Consider the following 17638-nt stretch of genomic DNA (forward strand, 5'->3'; position numbering starts at 1 on the left):
CACCGAACGACTCCCCGACGACGTCATCCGCACCACCGACCCACACGGCAACAACTACTTCAGCCCACCCGAACTATGACCGCACACAAGAGCAGTGGAAGAAAATGCTGGACAACACCGGACGCATGAAGGCAGCATCCGATCCATGACCGACTCGGTGGCAACGCGCACCCAAGATGTCCGACGCCTCATAAACAAACTCCTCGATGGTGTCATGCGCGTTCCGATGGGTCAGTGGGACGAGCAGGCAGGAAGACTCGCCTGGACGCGGTGGGAGACCGCAGAACACCTGGCGGACGACCTCTTCGTCTACGCGGCGACGTTGGCTGCGCCGTCATATCCCGCCGACCTTCCGTTCGAGACCACGAGACGGCGGGTCGGCGCACCCGACGAACTCGTCCACTCCAAACGTGCTGCAGGCCCTCAGGGAATTGCTGCCGTGATCGGCTCGGCGTCGAATTTGCTGATCGCGATCGCCGAAGCGACTCCCCCGCATGTCACTGCCGACCACGTTTACGGCCGGACCGGCGCCGAGGGCTTTGCGGCAATGACGTGCGTGGAAGTGATCGTCCACGGTCACGACATCTTCTCGGGCACTGAGGTCGAATGGGCGCCTGACGAAGCACTGTGCAGTCGCACAGTGGCCAGACTCTTTCCTGACGTCGCGGGCACGCTGACAGCTGGTAGCTACTCCGAACTACTGTGGGCCACTGGCAGGATACAACTACCGGGCAGCCCGTATCGCAGCGAATGGCGTTGGCACAATCAAGTTTTGGGAGCGTGACTCGACATCATCCGTTGCGCACGGAGGTGGATCTGCGCGCGCACCTCTGCGGGTCCCAGTACTTCGCAGTCGTCACCCAGCATCCAGACGAGCGACCCTGCGTGGGCCGAACCGCCGAGAACGACGTTCAGTTCCAACCATCCGTCGCGCTCGTCGCAAACTTCGCCGATCTGAATTGCTGTTGCCTCGACCTGCTTCACACATTCGGCGCGGACTCGAAGTCGAACGTCGACAAGGTTTCGAGTTTCCCGGAACTGCGCGCGCCTGGCGTCCCACATCGCAGCGAGGTCGATCGTCGCGCTTCGCTGTGCAGGGTCGTCGGTCACCGTTGCAAACAGAATGCGCCCCACCCGATACGTCCGATCCTGCCCGTCGCAGGTCGCCAACAGATACCAACTGCCGGCGGCATGGACCAGCCCGAGAGGGTCTACCGTGCGCACGCGTGCAGGTCTAGCGCGCCCCTCGTACTCGATCCGCAGACGCCTTCCCTCGAATACAGCCTGTTGGACGACTCCCAGGTGCTGGTCCCTCGGACCGTCTCCGAGCCACCCGTCTGGGCGAACCAGGACACGATCGGCCACCCCCGTAGCTACACGCCGCTGATCTTCCGGAAGGGACGCAGCGACCTTGCGCATGGCGGAGGCGAACGAAGCTGTCATTCCGAGTGATGCCGACGCATCAGCCGACAACAGTGCCGTGGCTTCCTCGACTGTCAGTCCGGTCAGGTCGGTGGTGAAGCCCGGTAGAAGCTCGAATCCACCGTGTCGTCCGCGTTCGGCATAAACGGGAAAGCCTGACGTCGACAGTGCGTCGATATCACGCATTACCGTCCGTTCGGACACCTCCAACTCGTACGCGAGCTGTGACGCCGACATTCGTCCGCGATTCCGCAGTAGGAGGACCAACGAAATCAGCCTGTCTGCCCGCATTCTCCGATCATTTCAGAAATATATGTCAGAAGGTGTCATATATAGCGGTTTGACTGTTCACATGACCACACCAGACATCGATCCCCGTCCCCTCTACCGCGATGCCCTCGACTGGGTCGCCACACTGATCCGAGAAGTGCGCACCGAACAAATGCCGCTCCCCACGCCGTGCACCGAGTTCGACGTCGCTACGCTGATCGGACACCAGCTCGCCGGTGTTCGACGCGCTGCCACGATGGGCAACGGCGGCAGTGCGGAATCGGTGCCGTTCGTACTGGAGGGCTTCGGCGATCCCAGCACGGCGTTCATGGCCGAAGCTGCAGCAGCAACGAACGCCTGGGCAGACGACACGAAGCTCGATACGACCGTTGCTGCACCCTGGGGTGTGGTTCCCGGCCGCGCAGCGATGTGGGCCTACCTGAACGAAACATTCGTGCACGGGTGGGATCTCGCTGTCGCGACCGGACAATCATTCGAAGCACCCCCCGAGATGGTGACACCTGTACTGAATGCAGCAGCGGGGGCGATCCCAGCAGACACCCGCGAATTCATGCCCTTCGGCGAAGTCGTCGAGTCACGACCGGGTGCCGGACCGACGGAGCGCCTCGCGAATTGGTCGGGCAGAGTAAGCGACCCGTGGGTCCCGGCGCTTCTAGGCTGATCCGTCGTAGACCTGAACTCCGCCGAGGAAGGTCGCACGAACGTCCAGTTCCGCGACCTTCTCCGGGGGTACCTCACGTGGGTCTGCAGACAAGACAACGAAGTCCGCGTACTTCCCCACCTCGATCGATCCGACGATGTCGTCCGCAAACAACTGCCACGCTGCATCGATGGTCTGCGCGCGAATCGCCTGTTCGACGGTGAGCCGTTCCTCCGGGGCGGACACGCGTCCGCTCGGAGTGGTTCGTGTTACTGCGACCGAAATGTTGCGCAGCGGCTCCTCGGGCGTGACGGGCGGGTCGTTGTGTAGCGAGATTCGCATGCCCGCCGCAACCGCCGAACCCGCAGGCATCCAGCGTGTTCCGTGTTCGGGTCCGAACAGCCCGTCCACCAGAACGTCGCCCCAGTAGTGAATCTGATCGACGAACAAGCTGCACGTGACGCCGAGCGAGACTGCGCGTTCCAACTGATCCTGGCGAATGGCGCCCACATGCTCCAGGCGCAAACGATGATCGGACCGCGGGTGGCGCTCGAGGGCGCTCTGGTATACGTCGAGGATGGTATCGATCCCATTGTCCCCCATGACGTGGCAGGCTATCGGCCACCCCCGAGGGAAGTATGCGTCGACGATGTCGGTCAACTGCTCGCGGGTGTAGTTGGCGTGTCCGCAGGATCCCGGCTGGACGCCGATGGCCCTCGTTGCGTCGGTATCGAGGTATGGAAAGGTCAGGTCGATGTTTCCGATCCACGGGGAGCCGTCGACCCATATCTTGATGCCGGTGTGGCGAACCATGTCGTCGCCGCTCGAGGGTTGGTTGTGGGCCGTCATCGACGGATTCGACATCTCGTAGGTTCGGAGCCGGACGGTGAGCGCACCCGATGCACTCAGTGCGTCGACTGCGGGACCGAAGTCGGCGTCGTATGCCATCTCGGAGCACGTCGTCAGCCCTGCGCGATTCAATCGTGCGCACTCGGCGACAAGCATTGCCGGGTATGCGCCGGCGGTCATCGCACCCGCAACCAGAGGGAACACGGCTCCTGTTTCGCGGGCAGTTCCGTCCAATTCGCCGTCTGCGTCGCGACCGTATGCCGCCCCCTTGGGGTCCGGCGTGTTCCGGTCCAGCCCGACACTCGAGGCTGCGGCCGAATTGAAGAACGCGAGATGGCCCGAATTGTGCAGCACGACAAGCGGTGTCGTGGGCGCAATCGAGTTCAACCATGCAAGCGAAGGTTCAGGCAGTCCGCTCTGCAACAGGGCGTCCCATCCGCTCAGGAACGCACCTTCCGCACCTTCCGCGCCTCGCCGCGCGACTTCGCGCCGAATAGCCACGACCACGTCATCGGCATTCTTCATCGTGACTGGACGAATATCGATCATGCGGTCCGACAACACCAGGGCTTCCATCAGTGGATGCCCGTGCGCCTCGACCAACCCAGGCATGACGCATCCGTCGCCGACGTCGACGACACGGGTCTCGGGCCCGATCTGTTCTTCGATCTCGTCTCGGGAACCCACCGTCACGATTTTGCCGGCTCGAACAGCTACCGCCCCGGCGGTGGGTAAAGACGGGTCGACCGTCAGCACGGTTCCAAGCAGCACCAGATCAGCTACCGACGTAGGGGGCACACCGAGAAGTATGCGTCGAAATTCAGGCCGGCACGACCGAAATGCCAACAGTGCCCGACTTGCCACGCCGTAGCGAACTGCCCTTCACCGTCAACCATCCGAGGATGCCGTATTTCGACGAGATCGCAGCTCGAGCTTTTTCGGTACCGGCCGAGTCGAGTATCTCGGCGACACCGCTGACCTCGTCGCCCGTGACTTTTCCACGAGCCGAGCACGGGGCGACAGTCACCGTGGCGTTTCGCTTGATCCGCTTGACCTTCCATGAGTCTGCAGTGGTCCAGACCAACAGTCTGTCGCCGTCGCGCGCTCCCCACAACGGGGTGGCGACGGGCGTGCCGTCCTTCTTGAACGTCGTGAGCGAGACGTACTTTCCGTCTGCAATCTCCTGAAACGTGGCCATGGGCCAAGAATACGGCTATTCCCCCTCCAATTCTCCTTCTGTTTCCAGATAGATCTGACGCAGCCCATTCAGGATCTGGGCATCCGGTTCGGCCCACATCTCGCGTTCGGCGGCCTCGAGCAACCGCTCGGCGATGCCGTGCAGCGCCCATGGGTTCGATTGCTTCATGAACTTCTGATTCTGCTCATCGAGTACATAGGTCTCGGCGAGCTTCTCGTACATCCAGTCCGCGACGACGTTGGTGGTGGCGTCGTACCCGAACAGGTAGTCGACGGTCGCGGCCATCTCGAACGCGCCCTTGTATCCGTGTCGACGCATCGCCTCGAGCCACCGCGGATTGACCACCCGCGCACGGAACACGCGGGCAGTTTCCTCCGACAACGTGCGGGTGCGCACGGACTCAGGCCTCGTGCTGTCGCCGATGTACGCCTCTGGAGACTTGCCCGTCAACGCACGAACGGTGGCAACCATGCCCCCGTGGTACTGGAAGTAGTCGTCCGAGTCGGCGATGTCGTGCTCTCGAGTGTCGGTGTTCTTCGCCGCGACCGCGATCCGCTTGTAGGCAGTCCGCATGTCGTCCGACGCGGGAACTCCGTCGAGTCCTCGTCCGTATGCGAAGCCACCCCACGTCGTGTACACCTGCGCAAGATCTGTGTCGCTGCGCCAGGTCTTGCTGTCGATCAACTGCAACAGACCCGCACCGTAGGTACCCGGTTTCGATCCGAAGATCCTTGTCGTCGAACGCCGTTCATCGCCATGTTCGGCAAGGTCCGCCTGGGCATGCGCGCGAACGAAGTTCTGATCCGCGGGCTCGTCGAGCGCTGCGACGAGTCGCACCGCGTCGTCGAGCAATGCCAGCACATGGGGAAATGCATCTCGGAAGAAGCCGCTGATTCGCACCGTCACGTCGATGCGTGGTCGGCCGAGTTCCTCGAGCTCGATCACCGAGAGTCTCGTGACGCGGCGCGATGCCTCGTCCCACACCGGTGACACCCCGAGGAGCGCGAAGACCTCGGCGACATCGTCTCCGGAAGTCCGCATGGCCGACGTGCCCCACACCGAGAGACCGACCGACTTCGGCCACTCGCCATGGTCCTGTCTGTATCGCGCCAGAAGCGATTCGGCCATCGCCTGACCCGTTTCCCATGCCAGTTTCGACGGCACGGCCTTCGGATCGACCGAATAGAAGTTGCGTCCGGTCGGCAACACGTTGATCAAGCCTCGCAGGGGCGAACCGCTCGGGCCCGCGGCGATGAATCCGCCGTCGAGCGCATGCAGAACCTGATCGATCTCACGAGAGGTTCCCCGTAGACGAGGCACCACCTCGGTGGCTGCAAATCGAAGAATCTCCGCGACCGTCGAACCGTGCTCGCCGGCAACCCGCTCGGCTTCGGCCGGGTCCCACTGAGTCTGCTGCATCTCCGCGACGAGACCATGAGCGATCGACTCGACTTCGTCGACACGGACACGTTCTTCGTCGCCGTCTTCGCTGAGGCCGAGAGCTTCCCTCAGTCCGGGAACAGACTGCTCACCGCCCCACATCTGGCGTGCCCGAAGCATGGCGAGGACGAGCTCGACTTCGGCGTCGCCGACGGGCTCCTGCCCGAGAATGTGCAGGCCGTCTCGAATCTGAACGTCCTTGATCTCGCATAGCCAGCCATCGACGTGAAGCAGCATGTCGTCGAATACATCCTCGTCAGGCCGCTCCTCCAGACCGAGATCGTGGTGCATCTGCGCTGCCGTCATCAGGGTCCAGATCTGCTGACGAATGGCAGGCAGTTTTGCTGGGTCGAGGGCTGAGATGTTGGCGTGCTCGTCGAGCAGCTGCTCGAGACGTGCGATGTCGCCGTAGCTCTCCGCGCGGGCCATCGGAGGGATGAGATGGTCGACGAGGGTTGCGTGCGCACGCCGCTTGGCCTGAGTTCCCTCGCCGGGATCATTGACGAGGAACGGGTAGATCAGCGGCAGGTCGCCGAGCGCGGCATCGGTGCCACACGATGCGGACATTCCGAGGGTCTTGCCCGGCAGCCATTCGAGATTCCCGTGCTTACCGAGATGCACCATCGCGTCCGCCCCGAATCCGCCGTCGGAAGTCGAGGCTCGAATCCAGCGGTAGGCAGCCAGGTAGTGGTGGCTCGGCGGGAGATCCGGATCGTGATAGATCGCAACCGGTCTCTCGCCGAAACCGCGCGGCGGCTGCACCATGATGACGACGTTTCCGAATTGCATGGCTGCGATCACGATCTCACCGTCGGGATCCGAGGATCGATCGACGTACAGATCGCCCGGCGCCGGCCCCCAGTGCTCCTCGACAGCGGACGTCAGGTCCTCGGGCAAGCTTTCGAACCACGACCGATACCGCGCAGCCGAGATACGAATCGGGTTACCTTCGAGTTGCTCGGCAGTCAGCCAGTCCGGATCCTGACCACCGCGGGCGATCAACGCGTGGATGAGGGCATCACCGTCGCGCGCTGCCAGACCCGGGATTGCATCCGGACCGTCGATGGGTCCGAGATCGTATCCGGCGCTGCGCATATCGGCCATCAGGGCGATCGCGCTGGCTGGAGTATCGAGCCCGACTGCGTTGCCGATCCGAGCGTGTTTGGTCGGATACGCCGAGAACATGAGCGCGATCCGTCGATCCGAAGCCGGAATATGCCGCAGTTTCGCGTGCCGAACTGCGATTCCTGCCACCCGCGCCGCCCGCTCGTGATCGGGGACGTACGTCGTCAAGCCGTCGCCGTCGATCTCCTTGAACGAGAACGGAACTGTGATGAGTCGGCCGTCGAACTCGGGAACTGCGACCTGAGTCGCGACATCGAGCGGCGATAGACCGTCGTCGTTCTCGTCCCACGTCGCACGACTACTGGTCAGGCACAGTCCCTGAAGGATCGGTACGTCGAGGGCAGCCAGTTCCGCGACGTCCCACGCTTCGTCGTCCCCACCTGCCGACGCACCTGCAGGCTTGGTCCCGCCCGCCGCCAGGACGGTCACGATCATCGCGTCGGCCGACTTCAGTGTGTCCAGGAGTTCGCGCTCGGCAGTCCGCAGCGACGCGCAGAAGATCGGTAGCGCCCTGCCGCCCGCCGACTCGACGGCCGAACTCAGTGCGTCGATGTAGGCGGTGTTGCCGGCGAGATGTTGGGCGCGGTAATACAAGATCGCAATGACGGGCCCCGTTGCGTCGGCGTGCTGCGTGTGCTCGAGAACGCCCCAGGTCGGCGTGTGCTTCGGAGCTGAGAATCCATGGCCGGTGAGGAGCACGGTGTCGGAGAGGAAGCCGAACAGCTGCGCCAGATTCTCCGGCCCGCCTTCGGCGAGATAATTGTGCGCTTGGGCGGCGACGTTCCCCGGAACCGTCGACAATTCCATCAACTCGGCGTCCGGCGCTTGCTCGCCACCGAGAACGACTACGGGAAGCCCCGTGGCGAGTACTGCATCCACGCCCTCCTCCCACGACCGTTTCGATCCGAGGATTCGTAGAACGATCAGTTCGGCACCCGCAACCAGCTCGGGAATGTCGTCGGCAAGCAGCCTGGACGGGTTCCCCCATCGGTAGTCGACGCCGCTTGCTCGCGCGCTGAGTAGATCGGTGTCCGACGTGGACAGGAGCAGGATCACAGGTAACGCCCTCCTGAAGGGTTTCGCGCCCCTCGGTTGCCATGCAGTTCTCGAGCTCGCGGGAGAGGGTCTGGCTGTGACAGTGGCGCGACCGCTCCGGAATTACACCGGCTTCCTCTCGGCCCGAGCCGATCCAACCGCGAACTCTACCGAACGGACGTAGCATCCTTCGAATGGATGCCAGAGCCATACGCAGCGCCTACCTGCAGTTCTACTCGGCACGCGGACATCACCCGATCGAGCGGGCGAATCTCGTCCCGCGAAACGATCCGACAACCCTCTTCAACGGCAGTGGGATGCAACAACTCCTGCCCTATCTGTTGGGCGCAGAGCATCCCGACGGCACCCGCCTGACCGACAGCCAGCCGTGCGTCCGTGTCCAGGACATCGAAGAAGTCGGCGACAACCGACATACGACCTTTTTCGAAATGCTCGGCAACTGGAGTCTGGGCGACTATTTCAAATCCGAGCAGATTCCGTGGTTCTGGGAGTTTCTGACCGATGTCGTCGGCCTCGATCCCGCCAGGATCTACGTGACCTGCTTCGCCGGAGACGAACAAAACGGCATTCCCAAGGACACCGAAAGCGCCGACATCTGGGCTTCGCTGTTCGCCGCTGCCGGCATCGATGCCGACCAGGTCGACCTCGGAACCGAGCGCCGTGGCGGCGAAGTGGGCAGCCACGGGGCTCGTATCGCGTTCTACGGCGGCAAGAACTGGTGGTGCCGGGCAGGCGCAGCCGAAGCGATGCCGGTCGGCGAACCTGGTGGACCTGATTCGGAGGTCTTCTACCTTTACCCGGACGTCCAACACGACACCGCATACGGGCAGTACTGCCACCAGAACTGCGACTGCGGCCGGTACATCGAGCTGGGCAATTCAGTGTTCATGCAGTACGCCCGCACCGAGGACGGTTTTGCGGCCCTGCCACGCAGAAATGTCGACTACGGGGGCGGTCTGGAGCGGATCGCCGCAGCGGCTTTGAACAGTCCCGACGTGTTCCGAAGCAGCCTGCTGTGGCCGATCGTCGAACAGCTGCAAAGCTTGACGAGCAAGTCCTACGACACCCACACGACCGCAATGCGGGTCGTTGCCGACCACCTTCGCGGTGCGGTCTTCCTGGCGGTCGACGGCGTACGTCCGAGCAACAAGGAACAGGGATACGTCCTGCGCCGTCTGGTTCGCCGCGCGATCCGATACGCCTTCGAGCTCGGGGTCGAGGAGAACTTTCTGCAGAAGATCGTGCCTGCCATTGCCGATCTCTATCGCGACGCGTATCCCGAGGTGGCCGAGCGCCACGACGACGTCATCGCCGCACTGGTCAAGGAGGAAAGAGCCTTCCGGCAGACTCTGCGACGTGGCCTACGAGAGCTCGTCCGAATGTCGGATCGGCTCGTGACCGGCGACGAACTGTTCGTTCTGTACGACACCTACGGCTTCCCAGTCGAGCTCAGTGTCGAGGAAGCTCGCAGCAACGCGATCTCGGTCAGCGATCAGTGGCGAGCCGAGTTCGATGCGAAGATGCGCGAGCAACGCGAACGGTCGAGGGCTGCGAACAAGATGCACTTGTAGCCTTGGTGTCGTGAGTTCGACCGATCCGAGAGCTGTACCCGACAGATGCCCGGGTGCACTGTCGACACATCAGGCAGCCGACGGTCCGTTGGCCCGGGTTCGACTACCCGGCGGACAACTGACGCCCGGGCAGATGCTCGCCCTCGCCCAGGCTGCCCGCGATCTCGGAAACGGATCGATGGAGCTGACCTCCCGAGGCAACATTCAGTTTCGCGCGGTGCAGGACAGCGACGAGCTGGCCCGCAGACTCGCAGACGCGGGCCTGCTGCCGTCCGCGACGCACGAACGCGTACGGAACATACTCGCGTCGCCACTGACCGGCCGCGTCGGCGGTCTCGCCGATGTGCGCGGGCTTATATCGACGCTGGATACCGCGGTGTGCGCGGACCGTGAATTGGCCGACCTTCCCGGGCGGACGTTGTTCGCACTCGATGACGGCCGAGGTGACGTGATCGCGTCCGACCCGGATTTCGCCGTGCGCGCTGTGACCCCCACCACGTATGCACTGGTGTTATCCGGGGTCGACTCACGGGTGCGCATCGTTGGAAGCGACGTCGTCGACGTCTTGGTGGCGTCAGCGAGAGCGTTCGTCCGCATGCGCACCACCGAGTGGCGGCTGAGCGAACTCGACGACGGTCGCGCACGCGTACTCACTGAGTTGGGTCTCACACCGGCGGACGACGTCGATTCGCTCGTCGCGCCGGACGGTGTTCCGCCCATCGGCTGGATACCCCAGGACGACGGAGGGGTGTCCCTCGGAGGTGCACTCGCGCTCGGCACTCTCGACGCGCGCCTCGGCGAGTTCTTGGCTGCGATCGACACGCCGCTCGTGATGACTCCCTGGCGCAGTCTCGTGGTCTGCGATCTCGACGAGAATGCGGCAGAGGCAGTCGTACGGGTGCTCGCTCCGATGGGCCTGATCTTCGACGAGAATTCGCCCTGGATCGACGCCAGCGCATGTACGGGATCTCCGGGATGCGAGAAGTCGCATGCAGACGTTCGATCCGACTTGAGAGAGGCGATCGAGACCGGCGCCGTCACGCGCTCCGGACGTCAACATTGGTCGGGCTGCGACCGCCGATGCGGCAAGCCCAAGGGCGATGTACTCGATGTCGTTGCCGGACCTTCCGGCTACCGGGTGTCCTGACGCGCGGCGGACCTGACCTATCGTGAGCACCATGCACGACTACATCCGCGACGGTGCGGAGATCTACCGACAGTCCTTCGCAACCATCAGGGCCGAAGCAGATCTGTCGGCATTCTCCCCCGACATCGCCCAGGTCGTCGTCCGGATGATCCATGCCAGTGGTGAAGTCGATCTGACCGAGGTGGTGGCGGCGACGCCGAACGTCGTGCGCGATGCACGCGCAGCTCTGAATGCGGGCGCGCCGATACTGTGCGACGCGAACATGGTGGCAGCCGGTGTTACCCGCCGACGCCTACCTGCAGACAACGAAGTGGTCTGTACGTTGTCCGATCCGACGGTCCGCGCTCTGGCCGAGAAGATGGGCACCACTCGCACCGCCGCCGCGCTGGAATTATGGGGCGACCGACTCGGTGGGGCTGTTGTCGCGATCGGCAATGCGCCGACCGCGCTCTTCCATCTTCTCGAGATGCTTGCCGGTGGCGCTCCGAAGCCGGCCGCCATCGTTGGTGGACCCGTCGGCTTCATCGGTGCAGCGGAATCCAAGGAAGATCTGATCGCGTCCGGCCTGGGCGTGGAGTACCTCGTAGTCCGCGGTCGCCGCGGCGGTAGCGCGATCACCGCCGCCGCAGTGAATGCCATTGCGAGTGAAGAAGAATGACAGTGACACCTGGAAAATTGTGGGGTGTAGGTCTCGGACCGGGCGACCCGGAACTCGTGACGGTCAAGGCTGCCCGCATCATCGGCGAAGCCGACGTGATTGCCTTCCACAGCGCGCAGCACGGGCGCAGCATCTCTCGAGGTGTCGCGGACCGATATATGCGAGACGATCAAACCGAAGAACATCTCGTCTACCCCGTGACAACCGAGACCACCGATCACCCCGGCGGCTACCAGGGTGCGATAGACGAATTCTACGAGAATGCAGCGGCGCGGCTGGCCGCTCACCTTCAGGCCGGCAGATCAGTGGCTCTGCTCGCCGAGGGTGACCCGCTTTTCTACAGCTCGTACATGCACATGCACAAGCGACTCGCCGACCGGTTCGACGTGGAAGTCGTTCCGGGGGTGACGTCGGTCAGCGCGGCGTCGGCAGCGTTGGCGACTCCACTGGTCGAACGCGACGAAGTCTTCACGGTGTTGCCGGGAACGTTGCCGGTAGAGGAACTGGCGCGACGCCTGCGCGCCACGGATGCCGCTGCGATCATGAAGCTCGGCAGAACATTTCCGACTGTGGTGAAGGCCCTGGAGATTTCAGGGAGGCTCGGCGAGGCCAAATACGTCGAACGCGCGAGTACCGAACGACAGCGTGTTCTCGATGTCGCGGACGTCGACGCATCAGCGGTTCCGTACTTCTCGATCGCCTTGGTTCCGAGCCCCTCGAACAATCGAACCGAGAAACCAAGGCGCGGGGAGGTCGTCGTCGTCGGGCTGGGACCTGGTGCCGACCGGTGGACGACGGACGAGGTTCGCCACGAGCTTTCCGCTGCAACGGATCTGGTCGGGTACGTAACCTATCTGGATCGGGTCGCAGTGCGCACCGGCCAGGTCCGTCATGCGAGCGACAACAGGGTCGAGTCCGAGCGAGCGGCTTTCGCGCTCGACCTGGCCAAACGGGGAAAGCGCGTCGTCGTTGTGTCGTCCGGCGACCCTGGCGTGTTCGCGATGGCAGCTGCCGTCCTCGAAGTGGCGGCCGAGCCCGAGTGGTCGGGAGTCCCTGTCCGGGTGGTACCGGGCATGACAGCGGCCAATGCCGTCGCGAGCCGAGTCGGAGCCCCACTCGGTCACGACTACGCTGTCATCTCGCTGTCCGATCGTCTGAAGCCGTGGGACATAGTGGCCACACGACTGGCAGCCGTAGCTGCCGCCGACATGGCGATCGCGGTGTACAACCCCGCCTCCAAGTCGCGAACGTGGCAGGTCGGGGCGATGCGCGATCTTCTCCTCGAGCACCGAGGCCCGGATACTCCTGTGGTGATCGGGCGGGCTGTCGGCAGCGACCAGGAATCCGTCCGCACCGTCCGCCTGGCCGATCTCGAACCGAGCGAAATAGATATGCGGTGCCTGCTGATCATCGGTTCCTCGCAGACTCGAATCGTCGGGACCGGCTGCGGTGCTCAGGTTTTCACGTCCCGACGCTATCCCTAGGTCGGTTCGGTCGACCGCAGCCAGTCCACTACCGCCTCCGGGGACTCGGTGACGACATCGCCGACGGGCAACAGTGGTCGCTCGATCATCACGACGGTTACGCCGAGGGCTCGTGCTGCGATGATTTTCGCCTCCGTCATCGCTCCTCCGCTGTTCTTGCTGACCACCACGTCGATGCGATGATCGCGTAGCAGAGCTATCTCGTCGTCGACGTCGAAAGGCCCTCGCGTCAGTAGCGATCGGTGATTCGGAGGCATCGGTACCTCGGGCGGATCGATACAACGCACGAGAAACCATGTCCGCTCGATGTGTGCGAATGCGTTCACACCTTGCCGTCCGATGGTCAGAAATGCCCGCTGCGCAGTCGATTCCACGATCGACGCCGCCTCGGTCACCGAAGCCGCGGAAACCCAATCGTCCCCGGGCTCGGGTCGCCATTCCGGACGCACGAGTTGGACGAGGGGAACGTCGGTGGCGGTCGCGGCAGCATGGGCATTCGCCGTTATCGCCGCCGCGAAGGGATGGGTGGCATCGACGACCACGTCGACATCGTTGTCTACGATCCATCCGGCGAGACCCTCGGCCCCACCGAATCCGCCGAGTCTGACAGCACCTCCCGGCAACATCGGCCGGCGCACGCGCCCCGCCAGCGATGTCACTACCTCGATTCGCATATCTGCCGCGAGCAACTCGGCGAGAGCCCTCGACTCCGTCGTGCCCCCCAGCAGCAAGATCTTCACAGCTTGACAGCGATCCATTGCGCAACGGGAAGCTGTGGGCGCCAACTCGTGAAGGAACCGAGAGGCTCAGCACGGTAGATCTGGAATTTGCGCAGCGAACCGCCGAAGCGCGAGACACAAGTCAGCAGAAGCGCTTCGGACTCTGCGGTGACAGCGTTGGCCACCAGGCGACCCCCTGGCGCCAGCCGTTCCCAGCAGGCACCGATCATGCCCGGAGCGGTGAGGCCGCCGCCGATGAACACCGCATCGGGGAATCGAGAGTCGAAGGTCTGCGGCGCTGTCCCAGCAGTGATGTTCAATCCCGGTACGCCCAGGGCCGCGGCGTTGGTTTCGATCTGCGCACACCTGCTCGGTGACGATTCGAATACCGTTGCGCGGCATCGCGGATCGGTGCGCATCCATTCGATCGCAATCGACCCCGATCCCCCGCCGACGTCCCAGAGAAGCTCACCGGGCGCCGGTGCCAGCGCAGCGAGCGTGAGAGCTCGGACCTCCGACTTGGTGAGCTGTCCGTCGCCGGTGTACACACTGTCCGGTAACCCGGGGACACGAGTCGTTCTGATAGCGAGTGGATCGGCAACGCACTCGATGGCAACGACGTTCAGCGCATCTCCGGCTGGGTGGGCCCATGCAGCCGCTGTGGTGGACAGGGTTCTCTCGTCGGGGCCACCGAGCTGTTCCAACACGGTGATACGTGATCGCCCGAACCCAGAATCGCGAAGCAACGCGGCTACCTCTGCGGGGGTCTGCTCGTTGCGAGACAGGACAAGTACTCGTACCCCGTCGGACAATGCGGGCAGGAGGGTAGAAACAGGTGAATTCACCACGCTCACGGTCGTCGTGGTGTGTACGGCCCATCCGAGCCGTGCACATGCCAGCGACAGCGACGACGGCGCAGGAATCACTCGCAGCCGGGCCGCGCCGAACTCGCGTACCAGGCTGACGCCGATCCCGTGAAACATCGGGTCCCCGCTCGCGAGTACACAGATCTGCTGACCGTCGAACTCGTTTATCAGCGGTCGCAGGTTCGGAAGCAGTGGGCTCGGCCAGCAGCGACGGCGCTCGGCGGTGAGAGGCAGCGAGGCGAGCTGCCGCACCGAACCGAACACCATGTCCGCCTCGGTGACGACTCTCCGCACCGACTCCGCGAGCCCATCCCATCCGTCGGCACCGATACCGACGACGTCGATCGGAAGTGCCGTCACCGGGGTAGCTTTCGCCACAACCGTGCCGGCACCATGTGCAGGACGAGGTAGATGGGCGCCAGAATCCCCGGCACCCACACCGTGGAGCGGCCCCTGGCGAGTGCGCGCACTACTGCGTCGGCCACCTGACCGGGAGTACTCGAGAACGGCGCGGGTGTCATTCCCTCGGTCATCGACCCGATGACGAATCCAGGCGTGACCAGCAGGAGATCGACACCGGTTCCGTGGAGGGCATCGGACAGGCCGCTGGCAAAACCGTGCAAGCCGGCCTTCGCAGAACCGTAGACGTAGTTGGCCTTGCGCACGCGGACGCCTGCTACCGAGGAGAACACCACCAGCTGTCCGCTCCCCTGCTCGCGCAACAGGTTCGCGGCATGAGTGAGGACGGAAACCTGTGCGACGTAGTCGGTATGGACGATCGCCAACGCGTGAGCGGCGTCGACTTCGGCTCTCGCTTGCTCACCGAGAATCCCGAACGCCAACACGACCGTCGCCAACTGTCCGTGTAACTGGGCCACTGATTGCAACAACTCGGCATGGGAGCTCAGATCATCGGCGTCGAATTCGACGGTAGCCACCTCGCTGGCGCCCGCCGCGGACACCCTCTCGATCTGTTCGCCCATGTCGCTACTTCGCCGTGCAGCCAGCACGACGGTTCTGCCGCGGGCAAGGCGCGTGGCGACTTCCAGTCCGATCTCGCTGCGTCCGCCGAGGATCAGGAGAGTGCCGTTTTCGCGAGTGGGTGTCACACCCGACAGTCTCGCCGATTACCGTTTGCAGCATGGCCACCACCCCCGCGTCTCTCACGTCGGATGCAACCCAGTTCCTTGCCGAGCGTCATCTTGCGACACTGACGACCCTCCGCAAGGACGGAACGCCGCATGTCGTTGCCGTCGGATTCACGTGGGATGCGGAGAGCTCCGTGGTTCGGGTGATCACCAGTCGGGCGTCCCAGAAGGCGCTCAACGCCGCGCGCGGTGGCTACGCCGCAGTGAGTCAGGTCGATGGGGCACGATGGCTGACCCTCGAAGGGGCATCGGACGTACTCACCGCACCGGACGACGTAGTCGACGCCGAGAATCGGTACGCGCAGCGCTACCGCGTTCCGCGAGAGAATCCCGAACGAGTGGTCGTTCGAATCGCAGTGCGGCGAATTCTGGGTTCGAGGTCGTTGCTCAACCGATAGGAAGAACCGTCAGTCCGTGTGGTCTCAGGTTGACGGACTCGCACCCGTCGGCGGTCACCACTACGATATCTTCGATCCGCGCGCCCCACAGTCCGCGGAAGTAGATGCCTGGCTCGATGCTGAATGCCATGCCCTCGGCGAGTTCGATGTCGTTGCCTGCCACGATGTACGGCTCCTCGTGCACGGACAGCCCGATCCCGTGACCGGTGCGATGCAGGAAGGCCTCACCGAGCCCTTCGGCGACCAGAATGTCGCGAGCCGCGGCATCGATCGACTCGGCCGTCACGCCAGGTCTGACTGCGTCCACCGCCGCCTGCTGTGCTCGTTCGAGAGTGGCGTACTGCGCGGCCACCTCAGCTGAGGGCTCGCCCAGGACGTATGTTCGCGTCGAATCCGAGTTGTATCCGGGTGCAACCGGCCCACCGATGTCGATCACGACGACGTCGCCCGCCTCGATGACCCGGTCGGAGACCTCGTGGTGCGGATCGGCGCCGTGGGGGCCCGAGCCGACGATGATGAAGGCGGCCTCGGTGTGCCCCTCCTCGAGGATGGCAGCAGCGATGTCTGCGGCGACGGCGGCCTCGGTTCGGCCCACCGCCAAGAACTCACCCATCCGGCTGTGCACACGGTCGATGGCCTGCCCGGCGCGGCGAAGTGCATCGATCTCCGCGTCGTCCTTCAGCATGCGCAGCCGACGAAGGACCGCCGTCGCGAGAATGGGGGTTCGGCCGAGACGCTCTGCGAGCGGTACGAAATGCAAAGCAGGCATCGCATCGTCGACCGCGGTGGCTGCGCCTGCGGGAAGACCTGCGGCGACGATGTCGTAGGGGCTGAACCCGTCCACCCAGTCCGAAACCGTCAGACCGAGATCCGCCACTGCCGATTCCTTCAGCGCGGCGAGCTCCAACCGAGGCACCACAACGGTCGGAGTCGTTCCGTCGGCGGGGATCACGAGACAGATCAGCCGTTCGAACGAACCGGCTCGTGAACCGACAAGGTACTGCAGGTCCGGGCCCGGGGTGATGAGCAAGGCGTCGAGCCCCGCCTGGCCTGCGTACTCGGCAGCTCGTGACAGTCGTGAGGCGTAGATATCGGAGGAGAATCTGGCAGCTGGCGTCGTCGAATCGGAACTCATTCCTACAGGCTATCGGCGTTTGGCAAGATGATGGCCATGACTGCCCCAGGAAACTCGCCTCTGCTCCTGCTCGACGGAGCGAGCCTATGGTTCCGCGCCTACTACGCACTGCCGGAATCGATTACGGCACCGGACGGGCGGCCGGTGAACGCGGTGCGTGGATTCATCGACATGGTGTCCGCATTGATGGCCAGAACCGAGCCGAGCCGCCTGGCGGTGTGCCTCGACCTGAACTGGCGGCCGCAGTTCCGCGTCGATGCAGTTCCGTCGTACAAGGCGCACCGAGTCGCCGAAGCTGCGTCGGGCACGCCCGAAAGCGAAGAAGTCCCGGACAATCTCACGCCGCAGGTCGACATGATCATGGCAGTGTTGGCTGCCGCAGGCATCGCTACTGCGGGGGCCGAAGGCCTGGAGGCCGACGACGTTCTCGGCACCTTGGCATTTCGCGAACGTCAGGACCCTGTCGTCGTGGTCAGTGGTGATCGAGATCT

16 protein-coding genes are annotated in these 17638 nt (G+C 63.9%); 8 read left to right on the top strand and 8 right to left on the bottom strand.

What is annotated here, in order from left to right; all coding sequences use genetic code 11:
• Positions 1–145: 145 nt before the first annotated feature.
• On the top strand, positions 146–784 hold the full coding sequence (locus A2J03_RS00720; protein WP_068368335.1) for a maleylpyruvate isomerase N-terminal domain-containing protein: 639 nt from the start codon (positions 146–148) through the stop codon (positions 782–784).
• On the opposite strand, the gene A2J03_RS00725 is transcribed toward A2J03_RS00720, so the two are convergent.
• Entirely contained in the window at positions 766–1713 is a 948-nt protein-coding gene (locus tag A2J03_RS00725) for a helix-turn-helix transcriptional regulator (RefSeq protein ID WP_068368338.1), read from the bottom strand. The two genes, A2J03_RS00720 and A2J03_RS00725, sit on opposite strands and share 19 nt — an antisense overlap.
• A 61-nt stretch (positions 1714–1774) precedes the next feature.
• Here A2J03_RS00725 and A2J03_RS00730 point away from each other — a divergent pair, with 61 nt between their 5' ends.
• Positions 1775–2374, top strand: coding sequence for a TIGR03086 family metal-binding protein (locus tag A2J03_RS00730; protein ID WP_068368341.1), 600 nt, complete (start codon positions 1775–1777; stop codon positions 2372–2374).
• On the opposite strand, the gene A2J03_RS00735 is transcribed toward A2J03_RS00730, so the two are convergent.
• The 3 genes from A2J03_RS00735 to cobN are packed head-to-tail and all read right to left on the bottom strand — an operon-like array spanning position 2366 to position 8021.
• The gene (locus A2J03_RS00735) at positions 2366–4000 is read right to left on the bottom strand and encodes an amidohydrolase (protein ID WP_068368346.1); all 1635 of its coding nucleotides are present in this window, start codon (positions 3998–4000) and stop codon (positions 2366–2368) included. The two genes, A2J03_RS00730 and A2J03_RS00735, sit on opposite strands and share 9 nt — an antisense overlap.
• Positions 4001–4022: 22 nt before the next feature.
• Positions 4023–4400, bottom strand: coding sequence for a PPOX class F420-dependent oxidoreductase (locus A2J03_RS00740; RefSeq protein WP_068368349.1), 378 nt, complete (start codon positions 4398–4400; stop codon positions 4023–4025).
• Between the two features lie 15 nt (positions 4401–4415).
• Positions 4416–8021: a cobaltochelatase subunit CobN gene (gene cobN / locus A2J03_RS00745; protein ID WP_068368352.1), complete on the bottom strand. Its 3606-nt coding sequence runs from the start codon at positions 8019–8021 to the stop codon at positions 4416–4418.
• A gap of 173 nt (positions 8022–8194) precedes the next feature.
• On the opposite strand from cobN, the gene A2J03_RS00750 reads away from it, so the two are divergent.
• From A2J03_RS00750 to cobJ, 4 genes are read left to right on the top strand one after another with little or no spacing between them, the layout of a single operon-like run.
• Positions 8195–9592, top strand: coding sequence for an alanine--tRNA ligase-related protein (locus tag A2J03_RS00750; protein WP_068368355.1), 1398 nt, complete (start codon positions 8195–8197; stop codon positions 9590–9592).
• Between the two features lie 10 nt (positions 9593–9602).
• Positions 9603–10739, top strand: a complete 1137-nt coding sequence (gene cobG, locus A2J03_RS00755) for a precorrin-3B synthase (protein ID WP_068368358.1) — start codon at positions 9603–9605, stop codon at positions 10737–10739.
• Positions 10740–10770: 31 nt separating this feature from the next.
• A complete protein-coding gene (locus tag A2J03_RS00760; RefSeq protein ID WP_068368365.1) occupies positions 10771–11397 on the top strand; it encodes a precorrin-8X methylmutase in 627 nt (208 codons plus the stop codon).
• Positions 11394–12881 (top strand): precorrin-3B C(17)-methyltransferase, encoded by a 1488-nt coding sequence (gene cobJ, locus A2J03_RS00765; protein WP_068368368.1) that lies wholly within the window; start codon positions 11394–11396, stop codon positions 12879–12881. Before A2J03_RS00760 ends, cobJ begins: the two co-directional genes overlap by 4 nt.
• On the opposite strand, the gene A2J03_RS00770 is transcribed toward cobJ, so the two are convergent.
• The 3 genes from A2J03_RS00770 to A2J03_RS00780 are packed head-to-tail and all read right to left on the bottom strand — an operon-like array spanning position 12878 to position 15584.
• The gene (locus A2J03_RS00770) at positions 12878–13639 is read right to left on the bottom strand and encodes a cobalt-precorrin-6A reductase (protein ID WP_068368370.1); all 762 of its coding nucleotides are present in this window, start codon (positions 13637–13639) and stop codon (positions 12878–12880) included. The genes cobJ and A2J03_RS00770 overlap by 4 nt on opposite strands.
• The gene (cbiE, locus tag A2J03_RS00775) at positions 13618–14826 is read right to left on the bottom strand and encodes a precorrin-6y C5,15-methyltransferase (decarboxylating) subunit CbiE (protein ID WP_231912307.1); all 1209 of its coding nucleotides are present in this window, start codon (positions 14824–14826) and stop codon (positions 13618–13620) included. Before cbiE ends, A2J03_RS00770 begins: the two co-directional genes overlap by 22 nt.
• Positions 14823–15584 carry an SDR family NAD(P)-dependent oxidoreductase gene (locus tag A2J03_RS00780; RefSeq protein ID WP_068368376.1) on the bottom strand — a complete coding sequence of 254 codons (762 nt, stop codon included), beginning with the start codon at positions 15582–15584 and terminating at the stop codon, positions 14823–14825. Before A2J03_RS00780 ends, cbiE begins: the two co-directional genes overlap by 4 nt.
• Before the next feature lie 23 nt (positions 15585–15607).
• Here A2J03_RS00780 and A2J03_RS00785 point away from each other — a divergent pair, with 23 nt between their 5' ends.
• A complete protein-coding gene (locus tag A2J03_RS00785; protein ID WP_068368381.1) occupies positions 15608–16012 on the top strand; it encodes a TIGR03618 family F420-dependent PPOX class oxidoreductase in 405 nt (134 codons plus the stop codon).
• On the opposite strand, the gene A2J03_RS00790 is transcribed toward A2J03_RS00785, so the two are convergent.
• A complete protein-coding gene (locus A2J03_RS00790) occupies positions 16002–17147 on the bottom strand; it encodes a M24 family metallopeptidase (RefSeq protein ID WP_068368383.1) in 1146 nt (381 codons plus the stop codon). The two genes, A2J03_RS00785 and A2J03_RS00790, sit on opposite strands and share 11 nt — an antisense overlap.
• Before the next feature lie 27 nt (positions 17148–17174).
• Between A2J03_RS00790 and A2J03_RS00795 the strand changes: the two genes are divergently transcribed.
• On the top strand, positions 17175–17638 hold a 464-nt coding region (locus tag A2J03_RS00795; protein ID WP_442971307.1), incomplete at its 3' end, for a 5'-3' exonuclease.

It is taken from the genome of Rhodococcus sp. EPR-157 (assembly GCF_001647195.1).
Taxonomy (GTDB): Bacteria; Actinomycetota; Actinomycetes; order Mycobacteriales; family Mycobacteriaceae; genus Rhodococcoides.

Excerpts from the sequence above, each read along its gene's own strand:
- A2J03_RS00720 (WP_068368335.1), top strand. The coding sequence starts at position 146 with ATGACCGACTCGGTGGCAACGCGCACCCAAGATGTCCGACGCCTCATA.
- A2J03_RS00725 (WP_068368338.1), bottom strand. The coding sequence starts at position 1,713 with ATGCGGGCAGACAGGCTGATTTCGTTGGTCCTCCTACTGCGGAATCGC.
- A2J03_RS00730 (WP_068368341.1), top strand. The coding sequence starts at position 1,775 with ATGACCACACCAGACATCGATCCCCGTCCCCTCTACCGCGATGCCCTC.
- A2J03_RS00740 (WP_068368349.1), bottom strand. The coding sequence starts at position 4,400 with ATGGCCACGTTTCAGGAGATTGCAGACGGAAAGTACGTCTCGCTCACG.
- A2J03_RS00750 (WP_068368355.1), top strand. The coding sequence starts at position 8,195 with ATGGATGCCAGAGCCATACGCAGCGCCTACCTGCAGTTCTACTCGGCA.
- A2J03_RS00760 (WP_068368365.1), top strand. The coding sequence starts at position 10,771 with ATGCACGACTACATCCGCGACGGTGCGGAGATCTACCGACAGTCCTTC.
- cobJ (WP_068368368.1), top strand. The coding sequence starts at position 11,394 with ATGACAGTGACACCTGGAAAATTGTGGGGTGTAGGTCTCGGACCGGGC.
- A2J03_RS00770 (WP_068368370.1), bottom strand. The coding sequence starts at position 13,639 with ATGGATCGCTGTCAAGCTGTGAAGATCTTGCTGCTGGGGGGCACGACG.
- A2J03_RS00785 (WP_068368381.1), top strand. The coding sequence starts at position 15,608 with ATGGCCACCACCCCCGCGTCTCTCACGTCGGATGCAACCCAGTTCCTT.
- A2J03_RS00790 (WP_068368383.1), bottom strand. The coding sequence starts at position 17,147 with ATGAGTTCCGATTCGACGACGCCAGCTGCCAGATTCTCCTCCGATATC.